This window comes from Marinomonas aquiplantarum, assembly GCF_003314975.1.
GTDB classification, from domain to species: Bacteria; Pseudomonadota; Gammaproteobacteria; order Pseudomonadales; family Marinomonadaceae; genus Marinomonas; species Marinomonas aquiplantarum.
The window spans coordinates 249,413-274,925 of the sequence record NZ_QNRF01000002.1 but is presented as its reverse complement, the minus strand read 5'-3'; the positions used below and the strand labels follow the sequence as shown (position 1 = coordinate 274,925).

27 protein-coding genes and 1 tRNA gene are annotated in these 25,513 nt (G+C 44.5%); 19 read left to right on the top strand and 9 right to left on the bottom strand.

The features are described 5' to 3' along the window. Positions 1-51: 51 nt before the first annotated feature. From flgA to DFP76_RS04640, 4 genes are all read left to right on the top strand, one after another. Complete coding sequence (gene flgA / locus DFP76_RS04655; RefSeq protein ID WP_113873497.1) at positions 52-744, top strand: flagellar basal body P-ring formation chaperone FlgA; 693 nt, start codon at positions 52-54, stop codon at positions 742-744. A 113-nt stretch (positions 745-857) separates the two neighbouring features. Further along, positions 858-1,172 (top strand): flagellar biosynthesis anti-sigma factor FlgM, encoded by a 315-nt coding sequence (gene flgM, locus DFP76_RS04650; RefSeq protein ID WP_113873496.1) that lies wholly within the window; start codon positions 858-860, stop codon positions 1,170-1,172. Between the two features lie 37 nt (positions 1,173-1,209). Then, positions 1,210-1,689 (top strand): flagella synthesis protein FlgN, encoded by a 480-nt coding sequence (locus tag DFP76_RS04645; protein ID WP_113873495.1) that lies wholly within the window; start codon positions 1,210-1,212, stop codon positions 1,687-1,689. Positions 1,690-1,767: 78 nt separating this feature from the next. Continuing rightward, a tRNA-Arg gene (locus DFP76_RS04640) sits at positions 1,768-1,843 on the top strand. Between the two features lie 82 nt (positions 1,844-1,925). Here DFP76_RS04640 and DFP76_RS04635 read toward each other — a convergent pair. Genes DFP76_RS04635 through DFP76_RS04620 form a run of 4 tightly spaced genes read right to left on the bottom strand, consistent with a single transcriptional unit; the run spans position 1,926 to position 4,832 of the window. Then, a complete protein-coding gene (locus DFP76_RS04635; protein ID WP_113873494.1) occupies positions 1,926-2,333 on the bottom strand; it encodes an OsmC family protein in 408 nt (135 codons plus the stop codon). A gap of 38 nt (positions 2,334-2,371) precedes the next feature. Then, positions 2,372-3,187, bottom strand: a complete 816-nt coding sequence (trpC, locus tag DFP76_RS04630) for an indole-3-glycerol phosphate synthase TrpC (RefSeq protein WP_113873493.1) — start codon at positions 3,185-3,187, stop codon at positions 2,372-2,374. A 19-nt stretch (positions 3,188-3,206) separates the two neighbouring features. Continuing rightward, positions 3,207-4,244, bottom strand: a complete 1,038-nt coding sequence (trpD, locus tag DFP76_RS04625) for an anthranilate phosphoribosyltransferase (RefSeq protein WP_113873492.1) — start codon at positions 4,242-4,244, stop codon at positions 3,207-3,209. 9 nt (positions 4,245-4,253) lie between these two features. Continuing rightward, positions 4,254-4,832 carry an anthranilate synthase component II gene (locus DFP76_RS04620; RefSeq protein ID WP_113873491.1) on the bottom strand — a complete coding sequence of 193 codons (579 nt, stop codon included), beginning with the start codon at positions 4,830-4,832 and terminating at the stop codon, positions 4,254-4,256. Positions 4,833-5,103: 271 nt separating this feature from the next. Between DFP76_RS04620 and DFP76_RS04615 the strand changes: the two genes are divergently transcribed. Both DFP76_RS04615 and DFP76_RS04610 read left to right on the top strand, forming a co-directional pair. Then, positions 5,104-6,435 (top strand): magnesium transporter, encoded by a 1,332-nt coding sequence (locus DFP76_RS04615; RefSeq protein ID WP_113873490.1) that lies wholly within the window; start codon positions 5,104-5,106, stop codon positions 6,433-6,435. Positions 6,436-6,468: 33 nt separating this feature from the next. After that, on the top strand, positions 6,469-7,602 hold the full coding sequence (locus tag DFP76_RS04610) for a mechanosensitive ion channel family protein (RefSeq protein WP_113873489.1): 1,134 nt from the start codon (positions 6,469-6,471) through the stop codon (positions 7,600-7,602). An 84-nt stretch (positions 7,603-7,686) separates the two neighbouring features. Here DFP76_RS04610 and DFP76_RS04605 read toward each other — a convergent pair whose 3' ends face one another. Beyond that, positions 7,687-8,367, bottom strand: a complete 681-nt coding sequence (locus DFP76_RS04605; protein ID WP_113873488.1) for a phosphoglycolate phosphatase — start codon at positions 8,365-8,367, stop codon at positions 7,687-7,689. Further along, positions 8,367-9,038 (bottom strand): ribulose-phosphate 3-epimerase, encoded by a 672-nt coding sequence (gene rpe / locus DFP76_RS04600; RefSeq protein WP_113873487.1) that lies wholly within the window; start codon positions 9,036-9,038, stop codon positions 8,367-8,369. The genes DFP76_RS04605 and rpe overlap by 1 nt, the downstream gene beginning before the upstream one ends. A 100-nt stretch (positions 9,039-9,138) precedes the next feature. Here rpe and DFP76_RS04595 point away from each other — a divergent pair, with 100 nt between their 5' ends. Further along, positions 9,139-10,077 carry a DUF3530 family protein gene (locus tag DFP76_RS04595; protein ID WP_113873486.1) on the top strand — a complete coding sequence of 313 codons (939 nt, stop codon included), beginning with the start codon at positions 9,139-9,141 and terminating at the stop codon, positions 10,075-10,077. A 25-nt stretch (positions 10,078-10,102) separates the two neighbouring features. Here the strand turns inward: DFP76_RS04595 and djlA are convergent, their stop codons facing one another. Further along, positions 10,103-10,894 (bottom strand): co-chaperone DjlA, encoded by a 792-nt coding sequence (gene djlA / locus DFP76_RS04590; protein WP_113873485.1) that lies wholly within the window; start codon positions 10,892-10,894, stop codon positions 10,103-10,105. 128 nt (positions 10,895-11,022) lie between these two features. Between djlA and DFP76_RS04585 the strand changes: the two genes are divergently transcribed. From DFP76_RS04585 to DFP76_RS04550, 8 genes are read left to right on the top strand one after another with little or no spacing between them, the layout of a single operon-like run. Next, on the top strand, positions 11,023-13,278 hold the full coding sequence (locus DFP76_RS04585; RefSeq protein ID WP_113873484.1) for an LPS-assembly protein LptD: 2,256 nt from the start codon (positions 11,023-11,025) through the stop codon (positions 13,276-13,278). A 2-nt stretch (positions 13,279-13,280) separates the two neighbouring features. Continuing rightward, on the top strand, positions 13,281-14,531 hold the full coding sequence (locus tag DFP76_RS04580) for a peptidylprolyl isomerase (RefSeq protein WP_113873483.1): 1,251 nt from the start codon (positions 13,281-13,283) through the stop codon (positions 14,529-14,531). Positions 14,532-14,537: 6 nt separating this feature from the next. Next, a complete protein-coding gene (gene pdxA, locus DFP76_RS04575) occupies positions 14,538-15,557 on the top strand; it encodes a 4-hydroxythreonine-4-phosphate dehydrogenase PdxA (RefSeq protein WP_113873482.1) in 1,020 nt (339 codons plus the stop codon). Further along, on the top strand, positions 15,554-16,354 hold the full coding sequence (gene rsmA / locus DFP76_RS04570; protein WP_113873481.1) for a 16S rRNA (adenine(1518)-N(6)/adenine(1519)-N(6))-dimethyltransferase RsmA: 801 nt from the start codon (positions 15,554-15,556) through the stop codon (positions 16,352-16,354). The genes pdxA and rsmA overlap by 4 nt, the downstream gene beginning before the upstream one ends. Further along, positions 16,355-16,729, top strand: a complete 375-nt coding sequence (gene apaG, locus DFP76_RS04565; RefSeq protein ID WP_113873480.1) for a Co2+/Mg2+ efflux protein ApaG — start codon at positions 16,355-16,357, stop codon at positions 16,727-16,729. It begins immediately after the preceding gene. A 7-nt stretch (positions 16,730-16,736) separates the two neighbouring features. Continuing rightward, entirely contained in the window at positions 16,737-17,564 is an 828-nt protein-coding gene (locus DFP76_RS04560) for a symmetrical bis(5'-nucleosyl)-tetraphosphatase (protein WP_113873479.1), read from the top strand. Further along, the gene (gene glpE, locus DFP76_RS04555) at positions 17,561-17,884 is read left to right on the top strand and encodes a thiosulfate sulfurtransferase GlpE (protein WP_113873478.1); all 324 of its coding nucleotides are present in this window, start codon (positions 17,561-17,563) and stop codon (positions 17,882-17,884) included. The genes DFP76_RS04560 and glpE overlap by 4 nt, the downstream gene beginning before the upstream one ends. Continuing rightward, entirely contained in the window at positions 17,885-18,991 is a 1,107-nt protein-coding gene (locus DFP76_RS04550) for a tRNA nucleotidyltransferase/poly(A) polymerase-related protein (protein WP_113873477.1), read from the top strand. 21 nt (positions 18,992-19,012) lie between these two features. Here the strand turns inward: DFP76_RS04550 and folB are convergent, their stop codons facing one another. Next, positions 19,013-19,372, bottom strand: a complete 360-nt coding sequence (gene folB / locus DFP76_RS04545) for a dihydroneopterin aldolase (RefSeq protein ID WP_113873476.1) — start codon at positions 19,370-19,372, stop codon at positions 19,013-19,015. Beyond that, entirely contained in the window at positions 19,365-20,411 is a 1,047-nt protein-coding gene (gene tsaD, locus DFP76_RS04540) for a tRNA (adenosine(37)-N6)-threonylcarbamoyltransferase complex transferase subunit TsaD (protein WP_113873475.1), read from the bottom strand. The genes folB and tsaD overlap by 8 nt, the downstream gene beginning before the upstream one ends. A 364-nt stretch (positions 20,412-20,775) precedes the next feature. On the opposite strand from tsaD, the gene rpsU reads away from it, so the two are divergent. The 4 genes from rpsU (at position 20,776) to rpoD (ending at position 25,492) form a co-directional block, all read left to right on the top strand. After that, positions 20,776-20,991: a 30S ribosomal protein S21 gene (gene rpsU, locus DFP76_RS04535; RefSeq protein WP_009835737.1), complete on the top strand. Its 216-nt coding sequence runs from the start codon at positions 20,776-20,778 to the stop codon at positions 20,989-20,991. Positions 20,992-21,114: 123 nt separating this feature from the next. After that, positions 21,115-21,561: a GatB/YqeY domain-containing protein gene (locus DFP76_RS04530; protein ID WP_113873474.1), complete on the top strand. Its 447-nt coding sequence runs from the start codon at positions 21,115-21,117 to the stop codon at positions 21,559-21,561. A 4-nt stretch (positions 21,562-21,565) separates the two neighbouring features. Next, the gene (gene dnaG / locus DFP76_RS04525) at positions 21,566-23,539 is read left to right on the top strand and encodes a DNA primase (protein ID WP_113873473.1); all 1,974 of its coding nucleotides are present in this window, start codon (positions 21,566-21,568) and stop codon (positions 23,537-23,539) included. Positions 23,540-23,653: 114 nt separating this feature from the next. After that, positions 23,654-25,492, top strand: a complete 1,839-nt coding sequence (gene rpoD / locus DFP76_RS04520; protein WP_113873472.1) for an RNA polymerase sigma factor RpoD — start codon at positions 23,654-23,656, stop codon at positions 25,490-25,492. The last annotated feature ends 21 nt before the right edge of the window (positions 25,493-25,513 follow it).

The window sequence follows — 25,513 nt, the reverse complement described above, 5'->3', positions numbered from 1 at the left end:
AACAATTTACTAACTTATTCATAACGAAATCATAAACAAAGAGTGCTCATCATGCGAATCTCAAGGCTTTTAATAGCCTTTATTTGTCTTCAAACACACTTCAGTTACGCTCAAGTGCTCGAAGAAATGGTTAATCGCTTCATTAATCAAGTGGAAATCCCTCGTTTATCCGAGGTTTACCCCCACGCAACCATTACCATAAAACTGAATAATCTTGCTTCCCTTAAATACTTACCTGACTGTAACGACAATCAAATTAGTATTCAAAATCAACGACCAGAAGCACGCAAACGAACCAATTACGAAATCAGTTGCCCTGATCCTGTTTGGAAATCTTATCTACCCGCTGTCCAGTCCATTAGCATCCCAGCCATCCGCGCCATCACACCCATCAATCGCGGTCAGGTTATTTCTCAATCCAATACCGACTTAGGGGAAGTGGATATCTCTGATTTAAGAGGTCAGGTTTACACCCAACAAAACCCACCTTATGGACTAATTGCTTCTCGTAATATCCGTATTAATACTTACATCACGGACAATTTAACTCGTTTACCTACCTTAATTAAAAAAGGCGATGCAATTCAAATCACTGCCAGCAGTGGCACCATTACCGTTCGCATGAACGGTGTCGCACTTGAGAATGGCGTTAAAGGTCAACAAATACGAGTTAAAAACGCGAGTTCTGGACGAATTGTATACGCTAAAGTTGTAACTGACAGTGAGGTTCTTGTAAACTATTGAGTACAGACAACTCGGCAAATATAAATTTCCTTTTTCTGAGGTAATTCATTAAAGTTTTCGTAGACCCAGCCGAAACCATAGACAGGCAAATCATTTAAGGGCGGAAAAACCCAATGGCAATTCATTTAACAGGTCTATCAAATCAGGGCACTATAAACAAAAGTGAGCGCGCGCATAAAGACGACGCGGCCGCCAGTGCATCTGAACAAAAAGGCGGTGTGCAAAGTGGTGGCACACTGGCAGAAGATACCGTTAAACTTAGCGGTACAGCTCAAACACTACAAAATCAACAAGCTAAATTAAACAATTTACCAGACGTTGATATGGACAAAGTTGAGCAAATTAAAAACGCCATCGCGGCAGGTGAATACAAGATTGACACCCAAAAGCTTGCCAATAATATGGCTTCTATGGACACGCTATTTTAATCAGCGTGTCCTATACAGCCTATAAAGGGCTTACTTTATGATTCCCATCACCCCCATCTTCATCAAAAGCAAAGACATTTTGACTGAACTGTCCCAACTTCTTGATGAAGAACGCTCTGCGTACGGCGAACAAAACAGCGAAACCATCATTGCAATAGCAGACAAAAAGCAAGCCTTGCTTGATGAGATGAATGAGCTAAATGAAAGACGCATCAAGGTGTTGATTAAATTTGATGTGGTGGATCGTAAAAATCCGACCGAAGAAGAGTTTAAAAACTGGCTAAAAGTACAAGACAGCTCGATGGATGAAGTTCGCTTACTCATGAAAGAGTGCGAGACACTACTGAAAAGCTGCAAAACAAAAAACAATACTAACGCCCAAATCCTTAACACCTTGCAAAAACGCAACAAACACCTATTTGAACTTTTGCAGGGCCACAGCACCAAAAACAAAGTATACACGTCTCGTGGCTCAACTCGCCCTATCAGCAGCAAACAGACTTTAGGTCGAGCTTAAAACCACATATAAATCAAAGTGATAAAGACTTACTGTTTGTAATCACAAGCGCTTCAGGTATAAAATACTCGCCAATGAGTCCTCATAGGTAAACAGGATATACCGGCCGCCTCCTAAGCAGCTATTCCAGGTTCGAGTCCTGGTGAGGACGCCATCTAATAGCCACAAACATCATATATTTTGCACAAAAAAAAGAGCCTCTCAGCCCTTTTCCTAAACCGTCTAACGCCACAAAACTAGTCAGCTTCAACAATCTCAAAGCTGTGAACAATCTTCACACCACCACGTTCTAACATGAGTGATGCTGAGCAATACTCTTCAGCCGATAGCTTGACAGCCCTTGCGACAACATTCTCTTTTAACTTGCGCCCTGTGACCACAAAGTGCACTCGAATTTCAGTAAATACCGCAGGGACTGAATCTGCACGATCCGCATCAATTTGCGCCACACAAGAAACCACATCTTGTCGGGACTTCTTCAAGATGCCAACCACATCATAAGAAGTACAGCCACCCAATCCAGCCAAAATCAACTCCATCGGACGAGGGCCAGCCACTTGATTGCCATCGATCTCAACGTTAAACCCAGATCCCGTCTCAGCTGTAAAATGGACGTCTTCTTGCCAACTCACATTCGTTTTCATATATAACCTTATTTCTTATCAATACGACTGATAGTCTGTTAGCTCTGAAATAGCTCAGCCAACTTCTCACCTGGATCATCGGCACGCATAAACGCTTCACCAACAAGAAAGGCATGAATTTCATGATTACGCATTAAAGCCACATCTTCTTGAGTATGGATGCCACTTTCCGTAACAATCAGCTTATCTTTTGGCACATTCTTCATAAGCTCAAAAGTATGGTCTAAACTAAGCTCAAACGTATGCAAATCTCGATTATTAATACCCAGCAATTCTGTCTCGGTGTATTCTAATGCCAAGTCTAGTTCCGCGCGGTTGTGAACCTCGACCAACACATCCATACCCAAGTCTCTAGCCATTAAATCTAAGGCTCTTAGCTTTTCACCTGACAAACATGCTGCAATCAATAAAATACAGTCTGCGCCAATGGATCTGGCTTCAATCACCTGATATTCGTCGACCATAAAGTCTTTACGAATGACTGGTAACTGGCAAGCTGAACGCGCTTCTACCAGATAATCTTCATGACCCTGAAAGAAGTCTTTATCCGTCAGCACAGACAAACAGGCCGCACCCGCTTTTTCATAAGATTTAGCAATCTCGCCTGGATAAAAAGGCTCACGTAAAATGCCTTTACTCGGTGACGCCTGCTTAATTTCTGCAATCACACCAGCTTTACCCATCGCAATTTGATGCTTAAGCGCTTGAGCAAAACCACGCGGAGCATTGTGTACATTAGCAACGGACGCCGCCACCTCTAAATTTTTATAAGGTGTATGCGCTTTTCTTTCTGTAATTTCTTCAAATTTACGCGCGACAATTTTTTTCAAAATGGTGGGTGTTTCCACTTGCATAACCAAGTCACTCCTATTTCTATGCGTTGGGTGCCATAAAGCAGCGCGTAAAGCTCGCCAATTCAGACATTTTCACTTTCGCTGTTCCGCCACCAATAACATCTTCAGCAATATTTACCCCTTCAGCCAATGAGTCGGCAATACCAGCAACATATATAGCAGCGCCAGCATTTAATGCCACAATGTCACGGGCAGGGTTTACTTTTCCTTTGCCGTCTAATGCCGACTTAACCAAAGACAAGCTTTGATCAGTATCGTATGCCTGTATATCGTCGGTGGATTGTAGAGGAATGTTGAAATCTTCAGGCGAAATACGATATTCCTTAATCTCACCGTCTTTCAGCTCTGCCACAAAGGTAGGTGCCGCAATACTGATTTCATCCAAACCATCTTCAGAATGAACAACCATAACATGTTCACTTCCCAAAGCTTTTAACACTTCAGCGATAGGTCGAACCCACTTTTGATGGAAGACCCCCATCACCTGACGCTTTGCATTGGCCGGATTGGTTAAGGGGCCTAACAAATTAAATATGGTTCTTGTTGCCATCTCTTTACGAGGCCCGACCGCATACTTCATCGCGGCATGATGATTCGGCGCAAACATGAAGCCTAAACCAATCTCTTCTACACAACGACACACTTGTTCCGCGTTTAAGCCGAGAAAAATACCTGCTCGCTCAAGAACATCTGCACTACCGGATTTAGAGGATACAGAACGACCGCCATGTTTAGCGACCTTGCCACCAGCCGCCGCCACAACAAAGGCCGATGCCGTAGAAACATTAAATAGGTTGCCGCCATCGCCACCGGTACCGCAGGTATCCACAATGTCTTCAATCGGTAAACTGACTTTACTGGAGAGCTTACGCATAACCCGTGCTGCCGCCGCAATTTCTTCGACGGTTTCGCCCTTCATGCGCAAGGCAATTAAAAAACCTCCGATCTGAGCTGGTGTTGTTTTGCCGGTCATAATATCTGTCATCACAGACTGCATGTCTTCTGCTGACAGGTTTTGATGCTCCACAACAGCTGCAATTGCTTTTTGGATGTCCACCAGTCTCTCCTATCGTTTTAAAAAGTTAGCTAACAAGGCATGTCCTGCCTCTGTCAGAATAGACTCAGGGTGAAATTGCACCCCTTCAATATCATATACTTTATGACGCAGGCCCATGATTTCATCACGCTTTCCTTCATCATCTTGATTCCAAGCCGTCACCTCTAAGCAATCAGGTAGACTCTCTTGTTCGACCACAAGCGAATGATATCGCGTCGCCGTTTGAGGGTTAGGTAAATCGGCAAACACACCTTCATTTAGGTGATGTATTAAAGACGTTTTTCCATGCATGACATTTTTAGCACGAATCACATTACCGCCAAAGGCCTGAGCAATACTTTGATGACCTAAGCAAATACCCAAAATGGGCATTTTACCGGCAAACGCCTTGATTGCCTCGATCGAAACGCCCGCTTCGTTTGGCGTGCAAGGGCCCGGGGAAATAACCAGATGCGTTGGTGACAAACGCTCAATGTCTGCAAGGGAAACCTGATTATTTCGATACACCACCACATCCGCCCCTAATTCACTAAAATATTGCACTAGGTTGTAGGTGAAAGAGTCGTAATTATCTATGACTAACAACATTTTTAAAATAAGGCCCAAAGCGAACTAAATGCCCAGTCGAAAGCGGCATTCAAAAGGCTAAATTCTACACTTAAGCGAACCAGCTGTCTCCTGCTGGGCAAGCTCAAAAAACGCAAACATGCCCTTTTTAACTCGCCCAACATTGAAAATCGTCATAAATTCCTAAGCAATGAAATAATATCTTGCAAAAACAAAGCCTTGTTTGATAATCCCAAATGAATACCGCACACTAATGGATACGTATCCGAACCAGCATTTGTAAGGGCCTCCAATGCAAAGCCAAGTTACTCAATTAATTGAACATTTGATTCATGACGAGCATTCGCCCAACTCGATCAGCCAAATGATGTCTGAATTCAGTCCAGACGATATAGCTCTTGCCTTAGAGTCCATTCCATTAGACCAAAGAAGGCAGGCTTGGGAGAACATCAAACAAGCCAACCGCTTAGACATTTTGGTGGAAATGCGGGGCGAATCTCGACAATTACTGCTGAAAGAGTTGGATGACAGCGAGATTGAGAACCTATTTGCTGACGTTGATGCGGCAGATCTATTAGAAATCACCGACTCGTTGCCAGACAGATTAGTTGACCTTGCCCTTAAGCAAATGGACAACAAGCAGCGTGAATACTATCAACAAGGTATTGTTTACGAAGACGACATTGTTGGCCGCTGGATAGATCACGAACTCTTAATTGCCTCACAGTCTATTCGTGTTGCAGAAGCAATGCGGTTATTAAAAAAGGCCACCCCTAATTATACTGATATGATTTATCTGGTGAACCGAACCGGACGTTGGGTAGGGTGTGTCAAATTCGATAAGCTGTTTAAAGCGCAAGAGCATGAACCCATTTCCAATCTAATTGATGAAGAATGCTCCGTTATTCAGGCTGACACGAGCTTATCGAAAGCTGCTGAACAACTGGAAAAATCGACCTTATCAGCTCTTCCTGTTGTTGACAGTAACCTCATATTATTGGGCCGTTTTCATGCTGGACTGGCCTTAGAAACCTTACGCCTTGAAAATGAAGCGCAACAAATGTCCACCGCAGGCTTAAATGAAGAATCAGACCTATTTGCACCGGTAAAACGCAGTGCAGCCACTCGTGGTATTTGGCTCGGTATTAATCTATTGACCGCCTTCCTTGCCTCCGCCTTCATTGGTTTATTTGAAGCAACTTTACAGCAAGTAGTCGCTTTAGCGGTATTAATGCCAGTTGTCGCCTCAATGGGCGGCATTGCAGGCAGCCAAACACTGACTTTGATTGTTCGAGGCTTGGCTCTTGGACAAATCACTCGAAGCAACTTAAAGTCCCTTCTGAGCAAAGAGCTGAAGGTGGGTTGGTTAAATGGCATTGTATGGGCCATCATCATCGGCTTGGTAACCTATTGGTGGTTTAACAACTCCATGCTTGGAGCTGTGATTGGCCTCGCGATCATCGTTAATATTTTAATGGCCGCTCTGTCTGGGGTTTTAATCCCTGTGCTACTCGACAAACTGCGTATTGATCCGGCTTTATCAGGTTCAGTCATACTCACCACAGTGACCGACATTGCAGGCTTTGTGGCTTTCTTAGGCTTGGGCACCTTACTACTTCTATAAACCCTTTTACATTCATCATTACAGAGAGATTTTATGAACTGGGAAACAATGCAAACTCACTTCGGCCTAGGTGACACCGAAATGCACTGGGTCGTCAGAGTCTTTTTGGTGGTCTTAGGCACCCTAATCGTCAACTTTATTGCCAGCCGTTTATTGATTCGCTTGAACACACAATTAGAACGCACCAAGACGCCTTGGGACAATGTGTTGGTGATTGCCGCTCAAAAACCCATTGGGGTATTTATCTGGCTAGTTGGATTGAGCATCGCTGCGGAAATCTCTGGCACCAACATTGACCCTGGACTGTCTTCTCTAATTGACTCCATCAGAGAAGTTGGCGTTATTGTCATATTAACTTGGTTTATTTTGCGCTGTATTTCTCAAAGTGAAAAAGCCGTAACCAGTTCTAGTAAGGTAAAAACCAAGGTCGATTACACCACGGCAGGCGCCATCAGTAAGCTACTGAGAGCCTCCGTCATCATTACGTCTGCTCTGGTTGTCTTACAAACATTAGGCTACAGCATTTCAGGTGTCTTAGCGTTTGGTGGTATCGGTGGTATTGCGGTCGGCTTTGCCGCTAAAGATTTATTGGCTAACTTTTTTGGTGGGCTCATGGTCTACCTAGATCGACCTTTCGCTATTGGTGACTGGATACGTTCACCCGATCAAAATATAGAAGGGACAGTTGAACACATTGGCTGGCGCCAAACCCGCATTCGCACCTTTGAAAAACGCCCTCTATACGTTCCAAACTCAACTTTTTCATTGATTTCGGTTGAAAATCCATCGCGTATGACACACAGACGCATTAATGAAACCATCGGCGTGCGCTACTCTGATTTCAGCATTCTGCCAGACATACTCAAAGACATTAAAGAGATGGTGGCAAATCATGAGGACTTAGACACGCAACAAGTGTATATGGTGAATTTCAACCAATTTGGTCCATCTTCTCTCGACTTCTTTATTTACACCTACACCAAAACAGTCGATTGGCGAACCTATCATAACGTCAAGCAAGATGTGCTTTTTAAAGCGATGAAGATTATTGAAGATCATGGCGCAGAAGTGGCTTTCCCAACACAAACACTGCATTTTGGTGACGATGGTCAAATTCATTTTGCTAATAATGAATCCGCATCCAACCAATCAACGCCCGACAAATAAGACTCATGCCCATAAAAAAACGGCCAAGCTTGATGACACCACCAAGCTTGGCCGTTTCTAGCATTTCAAGTAACGTCATTGCCGTTAAACGAGCAGCTCCGCCAAATCATCAATAATGGCATCGGCTCCTAGCCCTTTAAGGTCTACTCCTTGATGATAACCATAGGTGACTAAAGCGGATTTAAAGCCCGCATTCTGTGCGGCTTTAAAGTCTGTAATCGAATCCCCTATCATCAAACAACGTTCAGGTTGAGCCTCAATGGCTTCGCTGCAATGCAACAATGGCAAAGCAGAAGGCTTCTTCTCATCTAACGTATCGCCGCCAAGGAACCATGCAAATTCTTCAGTGATGCCAAATTTATCCAGTATCGGTTTAATGAAGACACTGGGTTTATTAGTAATTAAAGCAACTGGCACACTGTTGTGCTTAAAGGCTTTTAGAATCGCGACCACATTGGGATACAGTTTGGAATGATCTGTCAGGTGTTGATGGTAATGAATGAGAAACAAACGATACGCTTCTTCATGCTTATCTTGGCTTAGTCCAGCCCAATCCAATGCTTGCTCAATTAACTTAGCAGCACCTAAACCAACCCAAGCTCGGACTTGCTCTTCCCCGGCCAAGGGTGCCTGAAACTCTGATAAAAAAGCATCCACAGCAGCAGCGATATCCGGCACACTATCCACTAATGTGCCATCCAAATCCAAACACACTAGATCCGGCCAACCTTCAAACCATTTCGAAAAATACTTGGGGGTCTTCATTAACGAACACTCGCTAATTCGGCTCTCATGGCATCAATGACAGCTCGATAATCTGGCTTCCCAAAAATCGCCGACCCTGCCACAAACATATCTGCGCCTGCCTTAGCAATCTCAGCAATGTTTTTTTCACTAACACCACCATCAACTTCAAGGCGGATATTACGACCACTGGCGTCAATTAATGCTCGTGCTTCACGAAGCTTATCCAGGGTGCCTGGAATAAAGGACTGCCCACCAAAGCCTGGATTCACCGACATCAGCAACACCATATCAACCTTGTCTAAAACGTGCTTCAAATGGTGTAAAGGTGTCGCTGGGTTAAAGACCAAACCGGCTTTGCAACCACCGTCCTTAATCATCTGTAAAGAACGATCAATGTGCTCACTGGCTTCAGGGTGAAACGTAATATAAGAAGCCCCTGCTTCGATAAAATCACCAATCATACGGTCGACAGGTTTCACCATTAAATGCACATCAATGTCTGCCGTTACGCCATGTTTGCGTAACGCTTTACATACCATGGGCCCAATCGTTAAATTGGGAACGTAGTGATTATCCATGACGTCAAAGTGTATGATGTCGGCTCCCGCCTCTAGAACATGATCAACTTCTTCCCCTAGGCGGGCAAAGTCAGCAGAAAGAATTGAAGGGGCAATGATAAAATCATTCATATCTGTCTCCAGCAGTGACACAATAAATGCAACTTGATAAAAAACACCAAACGTCGAAGACGATATTTTAACAAGGCCATCGAAAGAAGTATTGAAAACAATGCAGAAAATTCATCTCTTACTGAAGATTACACTGGTTGGCTGGCTACTTGGTTCTGCTGTCAACATACAAGCAGAAGAATCGTCATCAACCGACTCTGCGGCACAAACGTACGTCACACCACAGCCGCAAGTAAGTCGAATCAACGCTCTAAAGTCCTCATTAGAGGGCGTTCAACTTGAACATCAAATACAAGTATTAGAAGCCGATGGTGGTCCATTTCTATCCCTTTACAGAAAATCTCAGACCAGCTCAACCCAAGGCTGCGCCATTCTTTTGCATTCAGATAATGAACACCCAGATTGGCCGGAAGCCATTGCTCCCTTACGCGATAAATTAACAGAATACAGTTGGTGTACACTGTCCATAGAAGTGCCTGATATCACTAAACGTGGCCAAGCCATTAAGATAACCAGTACTGACTCAGCCTCAGAAAGCACGGAAGATAGTGCGCTTAACCTAGCCAATCAAGCAATTGTGTTTGCTCGAATTGAAGCGGCCATAGAGCTGGCCAAAGCCGATGGCGTTAATGAGTTTGCCTTGATTGGATATCGAACAGGGGCTAGTTATGCCTTAGCCTTTTCTGCACAAAACAAATTAGCCATTCAAGCCCTAGCGCTCATTGACATCCAAACACCTGCAGACATGTCGAGCTATCAGATTGCACAACTCATTAGAGAGACACCACAACCAATATTGGATTACTACTTAAGTCAGCCAAGTCGAAACCAACAATTTGCCCAGTGGCGACAACAAGCAGGCCGTCAGAGAGAAAACCCTCAAGGTCAATACATTCAGAAAGACGCCATTCCGGATCGTGTAACAGGACAAGACAGTCAAGCGTTATTGGTTCAAAGAGTACGCGGTTTTTTAAAGCAAAATACCAAACAAATTAGCCAACGTCGGCCTCTACCTCAAGTGAATAAAGGACTTTTTTAATTCCTTTATTCACACAGCAATCTCACTACTTACGTGCGTTTTTAATTAATTCATAAGCCGATTGAATTTCCTGAGTGCGTTCCTTTGCCAACTCAATCATTTCATCTGGTAAACCTTGAGAACTCAGTTTATCCGGATGATTTTTACTCATTAGGCGACGATACGCTTTTTTAATATCCGCATCGGACATGTCCGGCGTCACTCCCAAAGCGTCATAGGCTGACTTCAATAAGTCTTTAGACCCCATATTGTTATTGGAAGATTGATAGCCCTGTCTAAAGTGCGCTTGTTGCTTCACTTGAATGTGTAGCGCCTCAAACTCTGCCACCGTGATGCCTAAGTTGGCACACACTTGAGAAACAAAGGACTTCTCTTCAATACTAAAATGGCCATCTGCATACGCAGACACCAGCAAAACTTCTAATAAAGTTCGGGTTAAATCCCCAGGACCAACAATGCTTTTAAAATGATTCAGTTCTGCAACCAAATCAAAATTCGCAGATTTACCCTCATTGAAGAGGCGTTTTGCTTGTTCTTGCGCTTCCGGTGACAGACGCAATCGCAGCATAACTGACTGAGCGAGTTGGATTTCTGCCTCGGAAACCTGACCGTCCGACTTAGCCAAACGCCCCATTAATAAAAACAAAGTTCGGAAAAAGGTTTCCTGCTGAAGGCGTATATTGCCTCGCTTTGCTTGATTAAATGCACCGCCTTTTTGAGCCCGGTCTAACAGGCTACCAACAATATACCCCAATATCGCGCCAAGGAAATTTGACATCAAAACATAGCCCAGGATGGCGCACACAATTTTCCACATAAAGATATTTCTCCAGAATCGGTAGCCCCTATGGGCCTGCATAGATTATCATTTGTCTTATTACGTGGAGCCTCAATTGGCAGCCTCCGATTTCGGACAACAATTATTGGTAAATAAGTATACCCTGCATGGTTAAGCATTTACGCAACTACGCCCTATTTTTTCAAGGTCTTTTCATATTGCCACTTGCTCACGGGCAAGTAGATCAATGGGATTGGGCTCCTCGAGAATCCCTAACCACTGAGCAGCAAGCTCAGTTAGGTCGCTATTGCCAAGGCCAATACGTTAATCAATGGCAAGCCAGCCAAAGTAACAATACTCAACTTCAAGCCGATCTGATTACCCGAGATCAAACTGGCGTTATTCATCTACAAGGCAATGCGAACATTGTCCAGCCCGACTCCCAGTTATCTGCCGACACCATTCAAGGTATTCCAAACGACTATTACCAAGCTTCAGGCGATGTCACGCTAAGAACTGATAACGAACTGATTAGAAGCTCAAACAGCTACATATCCAACAACGGCAGCGCCGCCACAGAATTTGAAAACGCCCTATTTTTAAGTCACAGCAGCAAAGCACGGGGGAAAGCCAAATCATTAACACAAGAAAAAAATGGTGTGGTGTTTATTGAGGAAGGTTTCTTTACCACTTGTGAGCCAAATCAAGAAAGCTGGAGTTTGTATGGCAGCAGCATTGAGCTGAACCCAACGTCAGGCTTCGGTACCGCCAAGCACGTTCAAGTTCGCATTGCAGGTATTCCGGTTTTCTACTCGCCTTGGTTGCGCTTTCCGATTGATGACAGACGCCAAAGTGGTTTTTTATTCCCCAGTTTTGGGTATTCAGGGAACGATGGTTTAAGTCTCTCAGCACCTTTTTACTGGAACATGGCAGCCAACTATGACGCCACATTTACTCCTCAATACATTCAAAAAAAAGGCGAAGGTATTGATGTTGAATTTCGTCATCTGAGTTCATACGGCGAAACGACCTATGAACAGTCCTATTTCTCTGACCAAGATGAAGGGGACCAGATATTACTCAAACTAAGCTCTAATCAGCGCTTTAACCAATATCTGCAATCCGGTTTTACCTATGAAGCTAGCCCCACAGAAAACGAATTCCCTGAAGCTAACAGCACATCTATTGGCGAAAAAGACCATTACCAGCAAAGTGCTTATGTGTCTTTAAACAGTGGTAACTTCTTCAACAAGTTAACCTATTTAACCTATCAGACTCCAGATAGTTCGGACGACGAACCTTTTGAATGGCAGCCTCGTGTAGAAAGCTCTTATTCAATTGCAAACACGTTTTTAAAGTACAACTTAGCAGTACAATATACGGATTTTTATGACCCAGCCGAAGACGATTTCGACGGCGAGCGCTTAGTTGTCAATCAAGATACATCCCTCGATTTTGGTAACGACTGGTTGACTCTAACGCCAGGTATATTGACTCAATACCGAGACTACCAATTACACGACTACAGTAGCGATACAGATTCAGAAACGTCGCTTGGCCACATCACAACTTACTTGGACACAGGGTTAGCATTTGAACGCCGTTTTACCAACGAAAATGGCACGTGGCGTCAAACCTTGTCACCAAGATTAAACTACTTACATTCCCCCTACGAAAACCAAACAAACATTCCTGATTTTGATGCCAGCGAATCTACTTTGACTTACTCTAGCGCCTTTAGTCACGAGCGCTTTAATGGCAACGACAGGGTCGGCGACACAGAACAAGTCAGTTTTGGGTTAGAAAGTCGTCTATATGATGAAAATAATAATGAAAAGTGGTCTTTAAAAGCTGGTCAGGTCTTCTACTTAGATGATCGATATGTTGATATTAGTGGTACGACTAGTGACAGCAGTCCAGTTGACGATAGCGAACACAGTGATCTATTAACCTCTGCCAGCTATTATGGTTCTGACTTTAGCCTCACCGCCAACTTGAATTACGACCCTGACGAAGATGACATTAATCTTGCCCAACTGGTGGCAAGTTTAACACCGGCGGATCGGGTCAAAGTGAATTTGAGTTATTTATATTCCATTAATAATTCAGACTCGGATGATGATGCAAAGCAAGCCAGTTTTGGTACGGTATTCCCAATCAACCAAAATTGGTCAGCGTTCGCTCAGTACAGCTACGATTTCATGGATGACGAAGCAACCAAACAGGTGTCAGGTGTTGGCTATGAGAACTGCTGCATCAAGGTCTCACTAAGCTATCAAGACTGGATTGATGATGACAATGACGCCGACCGAGGCATCTTTTTACAATTTATTTTACGTAGTTTAAGCACCGCTGGACGTAGCAACAGTAACGCCACAAGCATTGCAGACACCTACTGGAACCAAGGAAAAACCGGATATTAATCATGAAGTTATTCTCTTTTTTCGTCCTAATGCTAACATTTTCTAGTTTACAATCAGTGCAGGCCGACACCAGCAAAATCGATGGTATCGCCGCCATCATTGATTCCACCCCCATCCTTGAAAGCGACATTCAAAACCGTTTTCAAATTGTCAAAGACAGAGTGCCTGGCGGCATAATGACGGACAACATTCATCGTCAAATCCTCAATCAGTTGGTTGATGAAACCTTGCAAGCTAACTATGCCGAAAAAATCGGCATGAGAGCCTCCAGCTCTGATGTAGATAAGGCTATTTTAGGGGTCGCAAAGAATATGAACCTTGATCTACAAGGTTTAAAAACAGTATTAGCAAGCAAAGGCATCAACTACAGTCGCTACCGCAAACAAATTGAACATGAAATCCTAATTAACAACATTAAGCGTGAAATCATCAAGCGTCGTATCGTTATTTCGGAACAAGAAATTGATGATTACATGAGCTCAGAAACCAGCATAACCAAAGACAAAGACCAAGTTCATCTGCGTCATATTCTAATTAGAGCCAGTAACCCAGAAGAAGCAAAAGCAGAGATCAGTGCGATCACTCAGCAAATTCAAAATGAAGAAGATTTCATCCAGCAAGCCGTGGCAAAGTCAGCGGGGCAGTTTGCCATAGAAGGTGGCGACCTTGGATGGCGTCCGATGAACCAGTTACCGCCTTTGTTTGTCAGAGCGCTTGATACAGAACAAGGCCCTCTTGTCGGCCCACTACAAAGTAATGCGGGTTATCATTTACTTTGGGTTATCGACAAACGCTCTGCTTCTGTGACACTCCAGCAACAAACTAAAACTCGCCACATTCTGGTACGACCTAATGAAATTCGAGATATGGCGCAAACTCAGGCCTTTGCAGACGAACTCTATAACAAGCTTCAAAATGGTGCTGACTTCGCAGAATTAGCCAAAGAATACAGTGAAGACCAAGGCTCAACACTGCAAGGCGGTGATCTTGGCTGGGTCACCCCAGGAACTATGGTGCCTGCTTTTGAAGACATGATGAATGAAACAACCGTTGGCCAAGTCAGCAAACCTTTCCGTACACAATTTGGCTGGCATATCTTACAGGTGGAAGGTCGCCGTGAGGCCGACATCAGTGATCAAGTCAAACGCAGTAATGCTAAACAAGCCCTAACCAAGCAAAAGCAAGACATTGTCTTGGGCAATTGGTTAGACGAATTGCGTGCTGACGCCTTTATTGATATCAAGGATAAATAACGTCTCATGAACCAAGCATCACCTGACACACTTCCAATCATCGCGATCACTTCAGGTGAACCGGCTGGCATCGGGCCAGACATTATTCTCAGCGCATTAAATGAGTCGTCTTTTGCGGCTCGTTTAGTGATTCTGGGGGATGTCGATTTACTGCGTTCAAGGGCAAAGACCCTCAACCTCAAACTCGACATCGAACCCCTTGCCCCCAACGCCAAGCCACCAGCTCATCAACCAGGAAGAATAAGCTTAATGCACATTCCTATGGCGGAAATGGCACAACCTGGGCAACTTAATATAGCCAACTCACCTTATGTACTAGAGACGTTAAAACAAGCTGGAGAAGGCTGTTTGTCTGGGAAATTTGATGGCATTGTGACCCCTCCAGTGCATAAAGGCATTCTCTGTCAAACAGGCACGCACTTCTCTGGACATACTGAATTCTTTCAAGCCCAATGCCATTCACCTCACGTGGTCATGATGTTGGCAAGTGAGGCGATGAAAGTCGCTCTGGTGACGACCCACCTCCCCTTAAAAGACGTGTCTGAGGCGATCACCGAAGAAACACTCCGCAAGGTGACACTAGCACTACATCGAGATTTACAGACAAAATTTGGTATCGAGCAGCCTCGGATTTTAGTGTGTGGATTAAACCCTCATGCGGGCGAAGACGGCCATCTTGGCAGAGAAGAAATAGAGACCATTACCCCTGCACTCGATAAATTACGTTCTGAGGGGCTGGACCTCATTGGTCCGCTTCCTGCTGACACCCTATTTACACCAAATTATTTAGAGAATGCAGACTGCGCCCTTGCCATGTATCACGATCAGGGCTTACCTGTGTTAAAATATTCAGGATTTGGTAATGCTGTGAATATTACATTGGGCTTACCCATCATTCGTACGTCCGTGGATCACGGCACGGCAATTGATTTAGCCGGCACAGGCAACGCCAACCATGGCAGCCTAAACGTCGCCATTCAACACGCCATCAATATGGCCAATAACGCGAAAAAGTTTTCTAAATGAGCAAAGTACAACCCCATAAGGCCAGAAAAAGATTTGGCCAGAATTTCCTTCACGATCATGGTGTAATTCGTCGTATCGTTGCCTGTATCGCCCCGAAAAAAGGCCAACGTATCGTTGAAATTGGCCCAGGTAAAGGGGCCTTAACTGAAGGTATTATCAGTGTCACTGAGCGTATGGATGTTGTCGAACTCGACCGCGATTTGATCCCGATCCTGAAAGTTAATTTGTTTCGTTACCCTGAACTCACCGTACACGAAGCGGACGCCATGAAATTTGATTTCAGTTCGTTGGTGCAAGATGAAGAGACAATCCGTGTTGTCGGTAACTTGCCGTATAACATTTCTACCCCTTTAATTTTCCATCTGCTCAGCCAAGCAAACAGCATTACCGACATGCATTTTATGCTGCAAAAAGAAGTGGTGGATCGTTTAGCCTCTCGCCCTGGCGATAACTTATATGGTCGACTCAGTGTTATGGCGCAGTATTATTGTGCCGTCGATTCTCTTTTCGTCGTTGGCCCTGAATCGTTTGATCCAGCGCCTAAAGTCGATTCTGCCATTGTGCGTATGACACCTTATAAAACGCTACCCTACTCAACGGTCGACGTGAAAAAATTAGAAGACGTGGTTCGCATTGGCTTTCAACAACGTCGTAAAACATTGCGCAACAACTACAAGGGCGTATTAGATCAAGAGGACTTTGCACACTTAGGCATTGATCCAAGCTTGCGTCCTGAACGCTTAGATGTGAAAGAGTTTGTCGCCATCACCAACTACCTTCTTGAGAAGGAAAGTTAAATGGAAAAATACGATATCGTGGTGGATGTTAGAACCGAATATCTGGCCAGACAATCCACACCGGATGAGTCTCGTTATGTCTTCGCTTACCACATCACGATCACAAATTGCGGCACTCATGCGGCCAAACTGCAAACTCGTCACTGGGTTATTACTAACGGTGATGAGCAAGTACAGGAAGTCAAAGGCAGTGGTGTCATAGGTGAATACCCTCATTTGCAACCTGGGGAATCATACCAATACACCAGTGGCACTGTGATTGAAACGGTCGTCGGCGTCATGCATGGCAGCTATCAATTTATCGCAGACGATGGCACCGAATTTACCGCACCAATACGACCATTTACCCTATCTGTCCCAAATAAAGTGCACTGAGGAGATTATGGCAACCTATGTTATCGGCGATTTACAAGGCTGTTTAGAACCACTGGAGAGATTACTCAAACACATCCAGTATCAGCCAGAACACGATCAACTTTGGTTTGCAGGCGACTTGATCAATCGTGGTCCAGAATCCTTAGACACCTTGCGCTTCATTAAATCGCTTGGGGATAAGACCAAGGTCGTATTAGGCAATCATGACCTACACTTGCTCGCCGTATCTTATGGTCATGGCACTCTCAAAAAAGGTGACACGTTAACAGATATTTTGATGGCGAGTGATCGTGACGATTTAATGGATTGGTTAAGACATCAACCTCTTTGTCATTATGACGCGGCGCTCAATGTCGTTATGACCCATGCGGGGATTCCACCTTGCTGGACATTAGAGCAAACGCTCACACTCGCAAAAGAAGTAGAAGACAAGCTGCAATCAGACACAGTTGATGAATATTTTTCAGCCATGTATGGTAATAGCCCGAGTAAGTGGCGGGATGATTTAGTCGGTTTAGACCGACTCAGAGTCATCACAAACTACTTAACTCGCATGAGATTTTGCAACCAAAACAGCAAATTAGACTTAAAATCAAAAGAAGGCATTAATACAGCGACCAAAGGGTTTGCCCCTTGGTTCAGTTACCCAAGTCAAGTTCCCGAAGGCTGTCACATTGTCTTTGGACATTGGGCTGCCCTAGAAGGCAAAACCCAACTTAAGCATATACATGCACTTGATACAGGATGTGTTTGGGGAGGCAGCTTAACTGCCCTACGACTGGAAGACAAAGAACGTTTTAGTATGCCTTGTACAATCAACCGGAAAACTCCATGACTTATACTTGTATCGATATCGCAGACGCCCTTCCCATTTTGGAAGAAAACGCCGCCATTGTAGATATCCGTGACCTTGCTAGCTATCAGACAAGTCACATGACAAATGCCATCAGCTTAAACAATGACAATGTACAAGAATTTATTGACGATACCGACAAAGAACGGCCCATCATCGTCTGCTGCTACCATGGCAACAGCAGCAAGGGTGCCGCAGAATACCTTGCCTCCCAAGGCTTTAAACAGGTTTACTCCCTAAATGGCGGTTTCAGCCAGTGGAGCGCTATGTTTCCTGAGCAGTGTGAGACAGGCCAAGCATAAATGTCATATCAAGTGTATCTGGTTGGTGGCGCCGTCCGTGACCGCCTACTCAAGCTCCCTGTGATTGATCAAGATTGGGTAGTGACAGGTGCTACGCCAGAGCAACTTGAACAACAAGGCTTTCAACAAGTCGGCAAACAATTCCCCGTTTTCCTGCACCCAAAAACCAAAGAAGAATACGCTCTCGCCCGCCGGGAAAAAAAACAAGGTCAAGGCTACACAGGCTTTATCTGTGACTTCTCGCCCAACATCACCCTAGAAGAAGACCTTGAAAGGCGGGACTTAACCATTAACGCCATCGCACAAAACGAAGAAGGTCAACTTATCGACCCGTTTCATGGCCAACAAGACCTTCACGATCGCCTGTTACGGCACGTCTCCAATGCTTTCGTCGAAGACCCATTACGCGTTTTACGAGTGGCACGATTTGCTGCTCGCTTTCAATCCTTTGGCTTTAACGTCGCTGACGAAACCATGTCATTAATGCAACAAATTAGCGACTCAGGCGAACTCAATAGTCTTAGCCCTGAAAGAATATGGCGAGAATTAGAAAAAGCCTTAGCAACTGACCACCCACAAACTTTTTTCAAAGTGCTGGCAAAAGCCAACGCCATGCCAATATTATTTTCAAATCTGACGTGGTCGGAGCAAGACAACTCAGAAGACGCATTAAGGTCACTGACAAATACTCAACGTTGGGCAATCATCTGTCGGCACACACAACTACAAGACTTAAAAGCACTGCATCAAACACTTCGCTGCCCAAATCAATACAAACTTTTGGCTGAGCAAGTTAGGGATTTTCTAGAAAATAGACAAGTCTGTATGATGGCGGAGAATTGGGAAGCTTGGCTCATGTCGGTCAACGCCATTAAAAAGCCGCAACCGTTTGAAAAGCTAATTCAGGTAGTCAGCCTAATCACGCAAACTAACCTGAAAGATTGGCTCACCTTAAGAAACACAATCGCCAAAGTGAATGCAGCCAGCCTTATCAAGCAAGGCTATGCTGGCGCGGAATTAGGCGAAGCGCTAAAACAGGAACGTGTTCGCAATCTAGCCGCCCTAAACTCCCCTCTATTGTTTCAAGGTGATGCTGCTTCACCTTGAAACAATAGGGAAGCAACAAGACTAATCCGCGAACCGGCGATACAGCTTCACGCCCACGGCATCAGCAGCCGCGACCGCGGTCGGCTTACGCAGTACTAAGCGCACTGCCTGCAATTGGAAAGTAGCCGCTAAATCCGCCAATAGACGCTCGGCTAAGGTTTCAATTAATTCAAACTGATGCTCTAAGCAATAGGCTAAAATGTAATTTGAAATGGCTTCATAATCTAACGTCTTGCTAAGATCATCCGTGGCCGCTGACAAACGATTATCGTGCTCCATTTCCAAATCCAATAGCAGATCTTGTTGAATGTTTTTTTCCCAATCATAAACACCAATCACGGCTTTTGCTTTCAAACCTTCAATGAATACCAAATCAGACATTTGCCAACTCCTTAAGTGGTGGCAACTCGGCCAACGGCCAACGAGCCCGAATGGACAAATTCAATTCTGAAGATTGCCCATCCAATAAACGTTGTGCTCCTGCATAGGCGATCATGGCACCATTGTCTGTACAGAACTCAGGACGCGCATAAAACACACTCGCTTTGATCTTTTTCAGCTGACTTTCCAACTGCTCACGTAATCTTTGATTAGCACTGACACCACCGGCGATGATCAAGCTCTTTAAGCCTTCACTTTCTAATGCTCGACGACATTTAATGACTAAGGTGTCAACCACAGCTGTTTCAAACGCCAAAGCGGCATCGGCTTTAAATTGTTCATCGCATCGGTCATCATCAAGGGCTTCATGCACCGCAGTTAAAAATGCTGTCTTCAAGCCGCTAAAGCTAAAATCCAGACCTGGTCTGTCTGTCATTGGACGAGGGAATTTTAAACCTGATGCAGTATTGCCTTGCTTCGCTAATGCCGCAATTTGCGGACCACCAGGATAAGGTAAACCAATCATTTTTGCTGCTTTATCAAACGCTTCACCCGCGGCGTCATCCAGAGACTGACCTAGTAATTTATATTTTCCAATACCATCCACTCTAACCAGCTGGGTATGACCACCAGAAACCAATAATGCAATAAAAGGCATTTCAGGTTGCGACTCTTCTAACATAGGCGCTAATAAATGCCCTTCCATGTGATGCACACCCAAGGCTGGAATTCCCAACGCATAGGCCAGAGAACGACCAATCGTCGCCCCCGCCATCAAAGCACCCACTAGCCCAGGTCCACTCGTAAACGCAACGGCGTCTAGTTGTTTCTTAGTAATGCCCGCATCCGCTAACACTTCATCAATTAAAGGCAAGGTTTTACGCACATGGTCCCGTGATGCTAGCTCAGGCACAACACCACCATATTCAGCGTGCTGCGCGATTTGCGAATAAATCTTATGCGCCAACAAACCATTCTCGGTGTCATAAATGGCAATGCCGGTTTCGTCACAAGAGGTTTCAAGACCCAATACTTTCATCAAACCAATCTCATCTGTAATTTGCCGACATTGTACCCTAGAACGACAGAGCATGGCAGATGCCACTGGACATAGACGTATAAAGTCATTATAATGCGCGCGTTTTCAATGTTTAAATTAAAAGGCAGGTGATTTTTCTCGTTTGGCGCTTATTTGATAAGTGAACACTTCCAAACACCCTATGACATAAAACAGACATCAACAGACAAACATATTGTCTGTCCAGGGTTAGAAAAATCGGCCAAATTGTTTGGCCCAACTCTGTCTAACAAATACGCGCTTTGAATACTCTTTAATTAGGAGTATTATGCACGCCGTTTTTGTGAATAACTTAAACTTAAAACAGATTATTAAAGGTAAAAACATGCCAGCAGTTAAAGTAAAAGATAACGAACCATTTGACATCGCTCTACGTCGCTTCAAGCGCTCTTGTGAAAAAGCAGGCGTTTTGGCTGAAGTTCGTCGTCGTGAATGCTACGAAAAACCAACAACTCTTCGCAAACGTGCTGCAGCCGCTGCTGTTAAACGTCACGCTAAGAAAGTTTCTCGCGAGCAGAAAAAATTCCAACGTTTGTACTAGGCCGATCTGCCATTTGGCAAATCCACTAGAGAACAAACACCTAGACCTTTCTTGTGTTTAGGTTTATAAAAACGGCTAGTTTAAAACTAGCCGTTTTTTTTGTTTAACATCCAAGAGGCTCCCATGTCAGAATTAAAAGCACACATCTCCGATACTTTAAAAACCGCCATGCGCGCAAAAGAAAAACACCGCGTTACTGTCATTCGCACTATTTTAGCGGAATGCAAACGCGTGGAAGTCGATGAACGTATTGAATTAGATGATGCTAGAGTGATCGCCATTCTGGATAAGATGAATAAGCAACGTAAAGATTCGATCCAACAATTTACCGATGGCGGCCGTGACGACCTAGCACAAATAGAAAAAGATGAGCTAGCCATTATTTCTGAGTTCTTACCAACCCAATTGACAGACGAAGAAATTGCTACCATTGTGAAAGCGGCAATTGAAGAAACTGGGGCCAGCTCAATGCAGCAAATGGGCGCGGTAATGGCCATTGTAAAACCTCAGGTGCAAGGCCGTGCCGACATGGGACAAATCAGCAAACAAGTGAAAGCACAACTAGGCTAATTTTATGGCGGGACGCATACCTGATCAGTTTATTGACGAGTTATTAGCTCGCACCGACTTAACCGATGTGGTGTCGTCCCGTATCAGCCTAAAAAAAACTGGGCAAAACTACAGTGCGCTTTGCCCTTTTCATAATGAAAAAAGCCCCTCTTTTAGCTTAAACCCCAACAAACAATTTTATTATTGCTTTGGTTGTGGTGCAGGCGGCAACGCCATCTCCTTTGTGATGGAACATGACCATCTCGACTTTGTTGACGCCATAGAAGTGCTCGCTAAAGACGCTGGCATGGAAGTCCCTAGGGAGCAAGGTGCACCGGATCGCTATGAGCAGAATGCCGAGTTACTTAAGCGGCTCTCTGAAAGTGCGACCTTTTACCAACGTCAGTTAATCGAACACCCAGACAAGCTCAAAGCGACAGATTACCTCGCCAAAGAACGCGGCTTGTCCGGGCAAATTGCCAAGGTGTTTGGGTTAGGCTTTGCGCCAAGTGGTTGGGACAATCTTCTTAAATCGGTTGGTACCAGAGCCGAACATCAGGAACAACTGTATCGTGGCGGCATGCTGATTGAGAAAAAAGATCAGCCTGGCCATTACTACGACCGCTTTCGAGATCGTATCATCTTCCCTATACGAGACTCACGTGGTCGTGTTATTGGTTTTGGTGGCCGTGCATTTGGTGACGAAAAACCTAAATATTTAAATTCGCCAGAAACCCCTGTTTTTCAAAAAAGCCAAGAACTGTATGGTTTATTTGAAGCCAAACAAAACACCCAAAATCTCGATCAAATTATTGTTGTTGAAGGCTATATGGACGTCATCGTATTAGCTCAACACGGTATTACCAATGCGGTCGCCACCTTAGGCACCTCCGTCAATAGTCAGCACATACGCAAACTTTTTAAATTGGTGAGCAAAGTCATCCTCTGCTTTGACGGTGATAAAGCAGGCCGCTCTGCGGCAATCCGAGGTTTAGAGGCATCCCTTCCTGTCATGCAGGATGAAAAACAACTGCGCTTCTTATTTCTACCAGAAGGAGAAGACCCGGATTCCTTAGTACGTAAAGAAGGTAAAGACGCCTTCAATTTGCGCTTAGAAGACAGCGCTTCACTTTCCCATGTGCTGTTTGATCATGCTAGAAATCAAGTCACTCTTGCAGACGAAGAAGGGGAAGCTCAATTTGCTCGAAATGCCATGAGCATGATTCAACAAATTCCGAAAGAGCTGACATTTCGCTCAATTTTGATAAAGCAGTTAAGTGAACAATCTGGCATTGACAGCGACACGCTGGGACACACATCCTTACCCAAGGTAAAGCCAAGCTACGACAAAGACACCTCCAGCACCACCGGTGAAATGGAGCATTATGATTATCCAACCCATGACGTACCGCATCATGATTATGATGACTACCCCGCTTCGCCCTATGGGGATTATGATTCCGCACCATATAGCAATCACGAATACACGCCACAAACCAGCAAGACTGGCTATAAGAAAAAAGGCAAATTCAATAAACAAAAAGATGAGGCTTATTTTCCACCCGCCCCGTCTAGTTTGAGCAAAATAAAACAAGCCTCTTTATGCCTGTTATTGCATCCTCACATTGCACAACACATCGACCTCCCTGATCCGATCATCAATCAGGCCAGTGACGAATTAAAAATCTTCGGTAAAATATGGAGATATTTCGCAAAATACCCAGAAAAAAACGCGGGGCACCTACTGGGAGAATTAGCGGAAAGTATCACATATCAGCCAATTGTTGATCTTTTAAACCATCAAGATGCCGCAACCAAGCAAAAAATCACTAATGCTAAGCAAGAAGTACTGGATATGGTTTCCACCCTAGAACGTAACCTAGGATTAAATAACAGCATTGAACGCTTGAAAAATAAAGGTAATGAATCCATTAAGGATACGAACACCAAGCAAGAACTCAGAAATTTGATGGATTTAATTAGACAGAAAAAGTCATAAAGACTGTCTAAAAATCACTCAAATAAGACAGGATTAAGTGGATAAAACTCATTGATTTTGTTATAATATGCGGCTTGCAAAACTTCAATTGAATTTCAAACGATAGGTTGTCGAATGCCAGACACTCAACAGTCACGTCTTAAAGAGTTGATCGCCAAAGGTAAAGAACAGGGTTATTTAACTTTTACCGAAGTTAATGACCACCTGCCTGATGACCTTTCTGACCCGGAGCAGGTCGAAGAAATCATTGCCATGATCAATGACATGGGCATCACGGTTTCCGAGTACGCTCCAGACAAAGAAAGCCTTCTTATGGAAGAAGGCGACACGACAGATGAAGCGGCCGCTGAAGAAGCTGCCGCAGCCCTTGCTGCTGTAGAAGGGGACATCACCAGAACAACTGACCCAGTGCGTATGTACATGCGTGAAATGGGCACAGTGGAGCTACTAACTCGCGCCGGCGAGATTGCCATTGCCAAACGTATCGAAGAAGGTACGCGTGAAGTAATGGCTGCGATTTCTTACTTCCCTGGTGCCGTTGATGTATTGCTCAATGCATACGCAAAGGTCCAAGAGGAAGAAGGTCGTCTAAGCGATATTTTCAGTGGCTTTATTGATGGCGATGGTGAAGAGCCCGTTTTTGAAGAGTTAGCGGAAGAACTTCCTATTGAAGAGGAAGCGGATGACGCTGACAGCGATGATGATGACGATTCAGATTCAAGCGAAGAAGAAACCGATAACGGCCCAGATCCAGAAGAAACCGCATTACGTTTCAACGAAATTGCTCGCATTTATGACGAGCTAAAAGTATTGCTTGAAACTCGTGACCGCCAAGATTCTGTTGTAAAAAGCAAACAAGAAGAGCTTAGCATTGCGTTTGCGCCAATCAAACTGGTTCCTAAACTGTTCGACGAATTGATCGATCGAGTTCGTTCACGCATGGAAAAAGTGCGTGAACAAGAAAGACTGATCATGCAAGTTTGTGTTCGTAAATCTGGCATGCCAAGAACAGAATTCTTGAAACGTTTTCCGAGTAATGAAACCAACCCAGATTGGCTTCAAGAGCAAATTTCGGCTAATGCAAACTACTCTGCAGCGTTGGAAGAAAACGAAGCGGAATTTATGCGTAGTCAGCGCAAATTGCGTGCTGTTTCCAAAGACACAGGCCTAACGATTGCAGAATTAAAAGAGATCAACCGTCGTATTTCGATTGGTGAAACTCGCGCTCGTCGTGCTAAGAAAGAAATGGTAGAAGCCAACTTACGTTTGGTTATCTCGATTGCGAAAAAATACACTAACCGTGGCTTACAATTCTTGGATCTGATTCAAGAAGGCAACATCGGCCTTATGAAAGCCGTTGATAAATTCGAATATCGTCGTGGTTACAAGTTCTCGACTTATGCCACATGGTGGATTCGTCAGGCCATTACGCGCTCGATCGCTGACCAAGCTCGAACCATTCGTATTCCGGTTCACATGATCGAAACCATCAACAAACTGAATCGCATTTCTCGTCAAATGCTGCAGGAGATGGGTCGTGAAGCAACGCCGGAAGAATTGGCGGCGCGCATGGACATGCCAGAAGACAAGATTCGCAAAGTATTGAAGATTGCTAAAGAGCCAATCTCAATGGAAACCCCTATTGGCGATGATGAAGATTCGCACCTAGGTGATTTCATTGAAGACGATGGCGCTGAATCACCAATCGACATTGCTACCATTGAAGGTTTGCGTGAATCAACGACCACTGTTCTTGCTGGCTTGACAGCCCGTGAAGCCAAAGTACTGCGTATGCGTTTTGGTATCGACATGAACACAGATCACACTCTGGAAGAAGTCGGTAAGCAGTTTGACGTAACACGTGAGCGTATTCGTCAGATCGAAGCAAAAGCGTTGCGTAAGCTACGCCACCCAAGCCGCTCAGAGCACTTGAGAAGCTTCCTAGACGAATAAATTTCATTCGTTTCGAAAAAA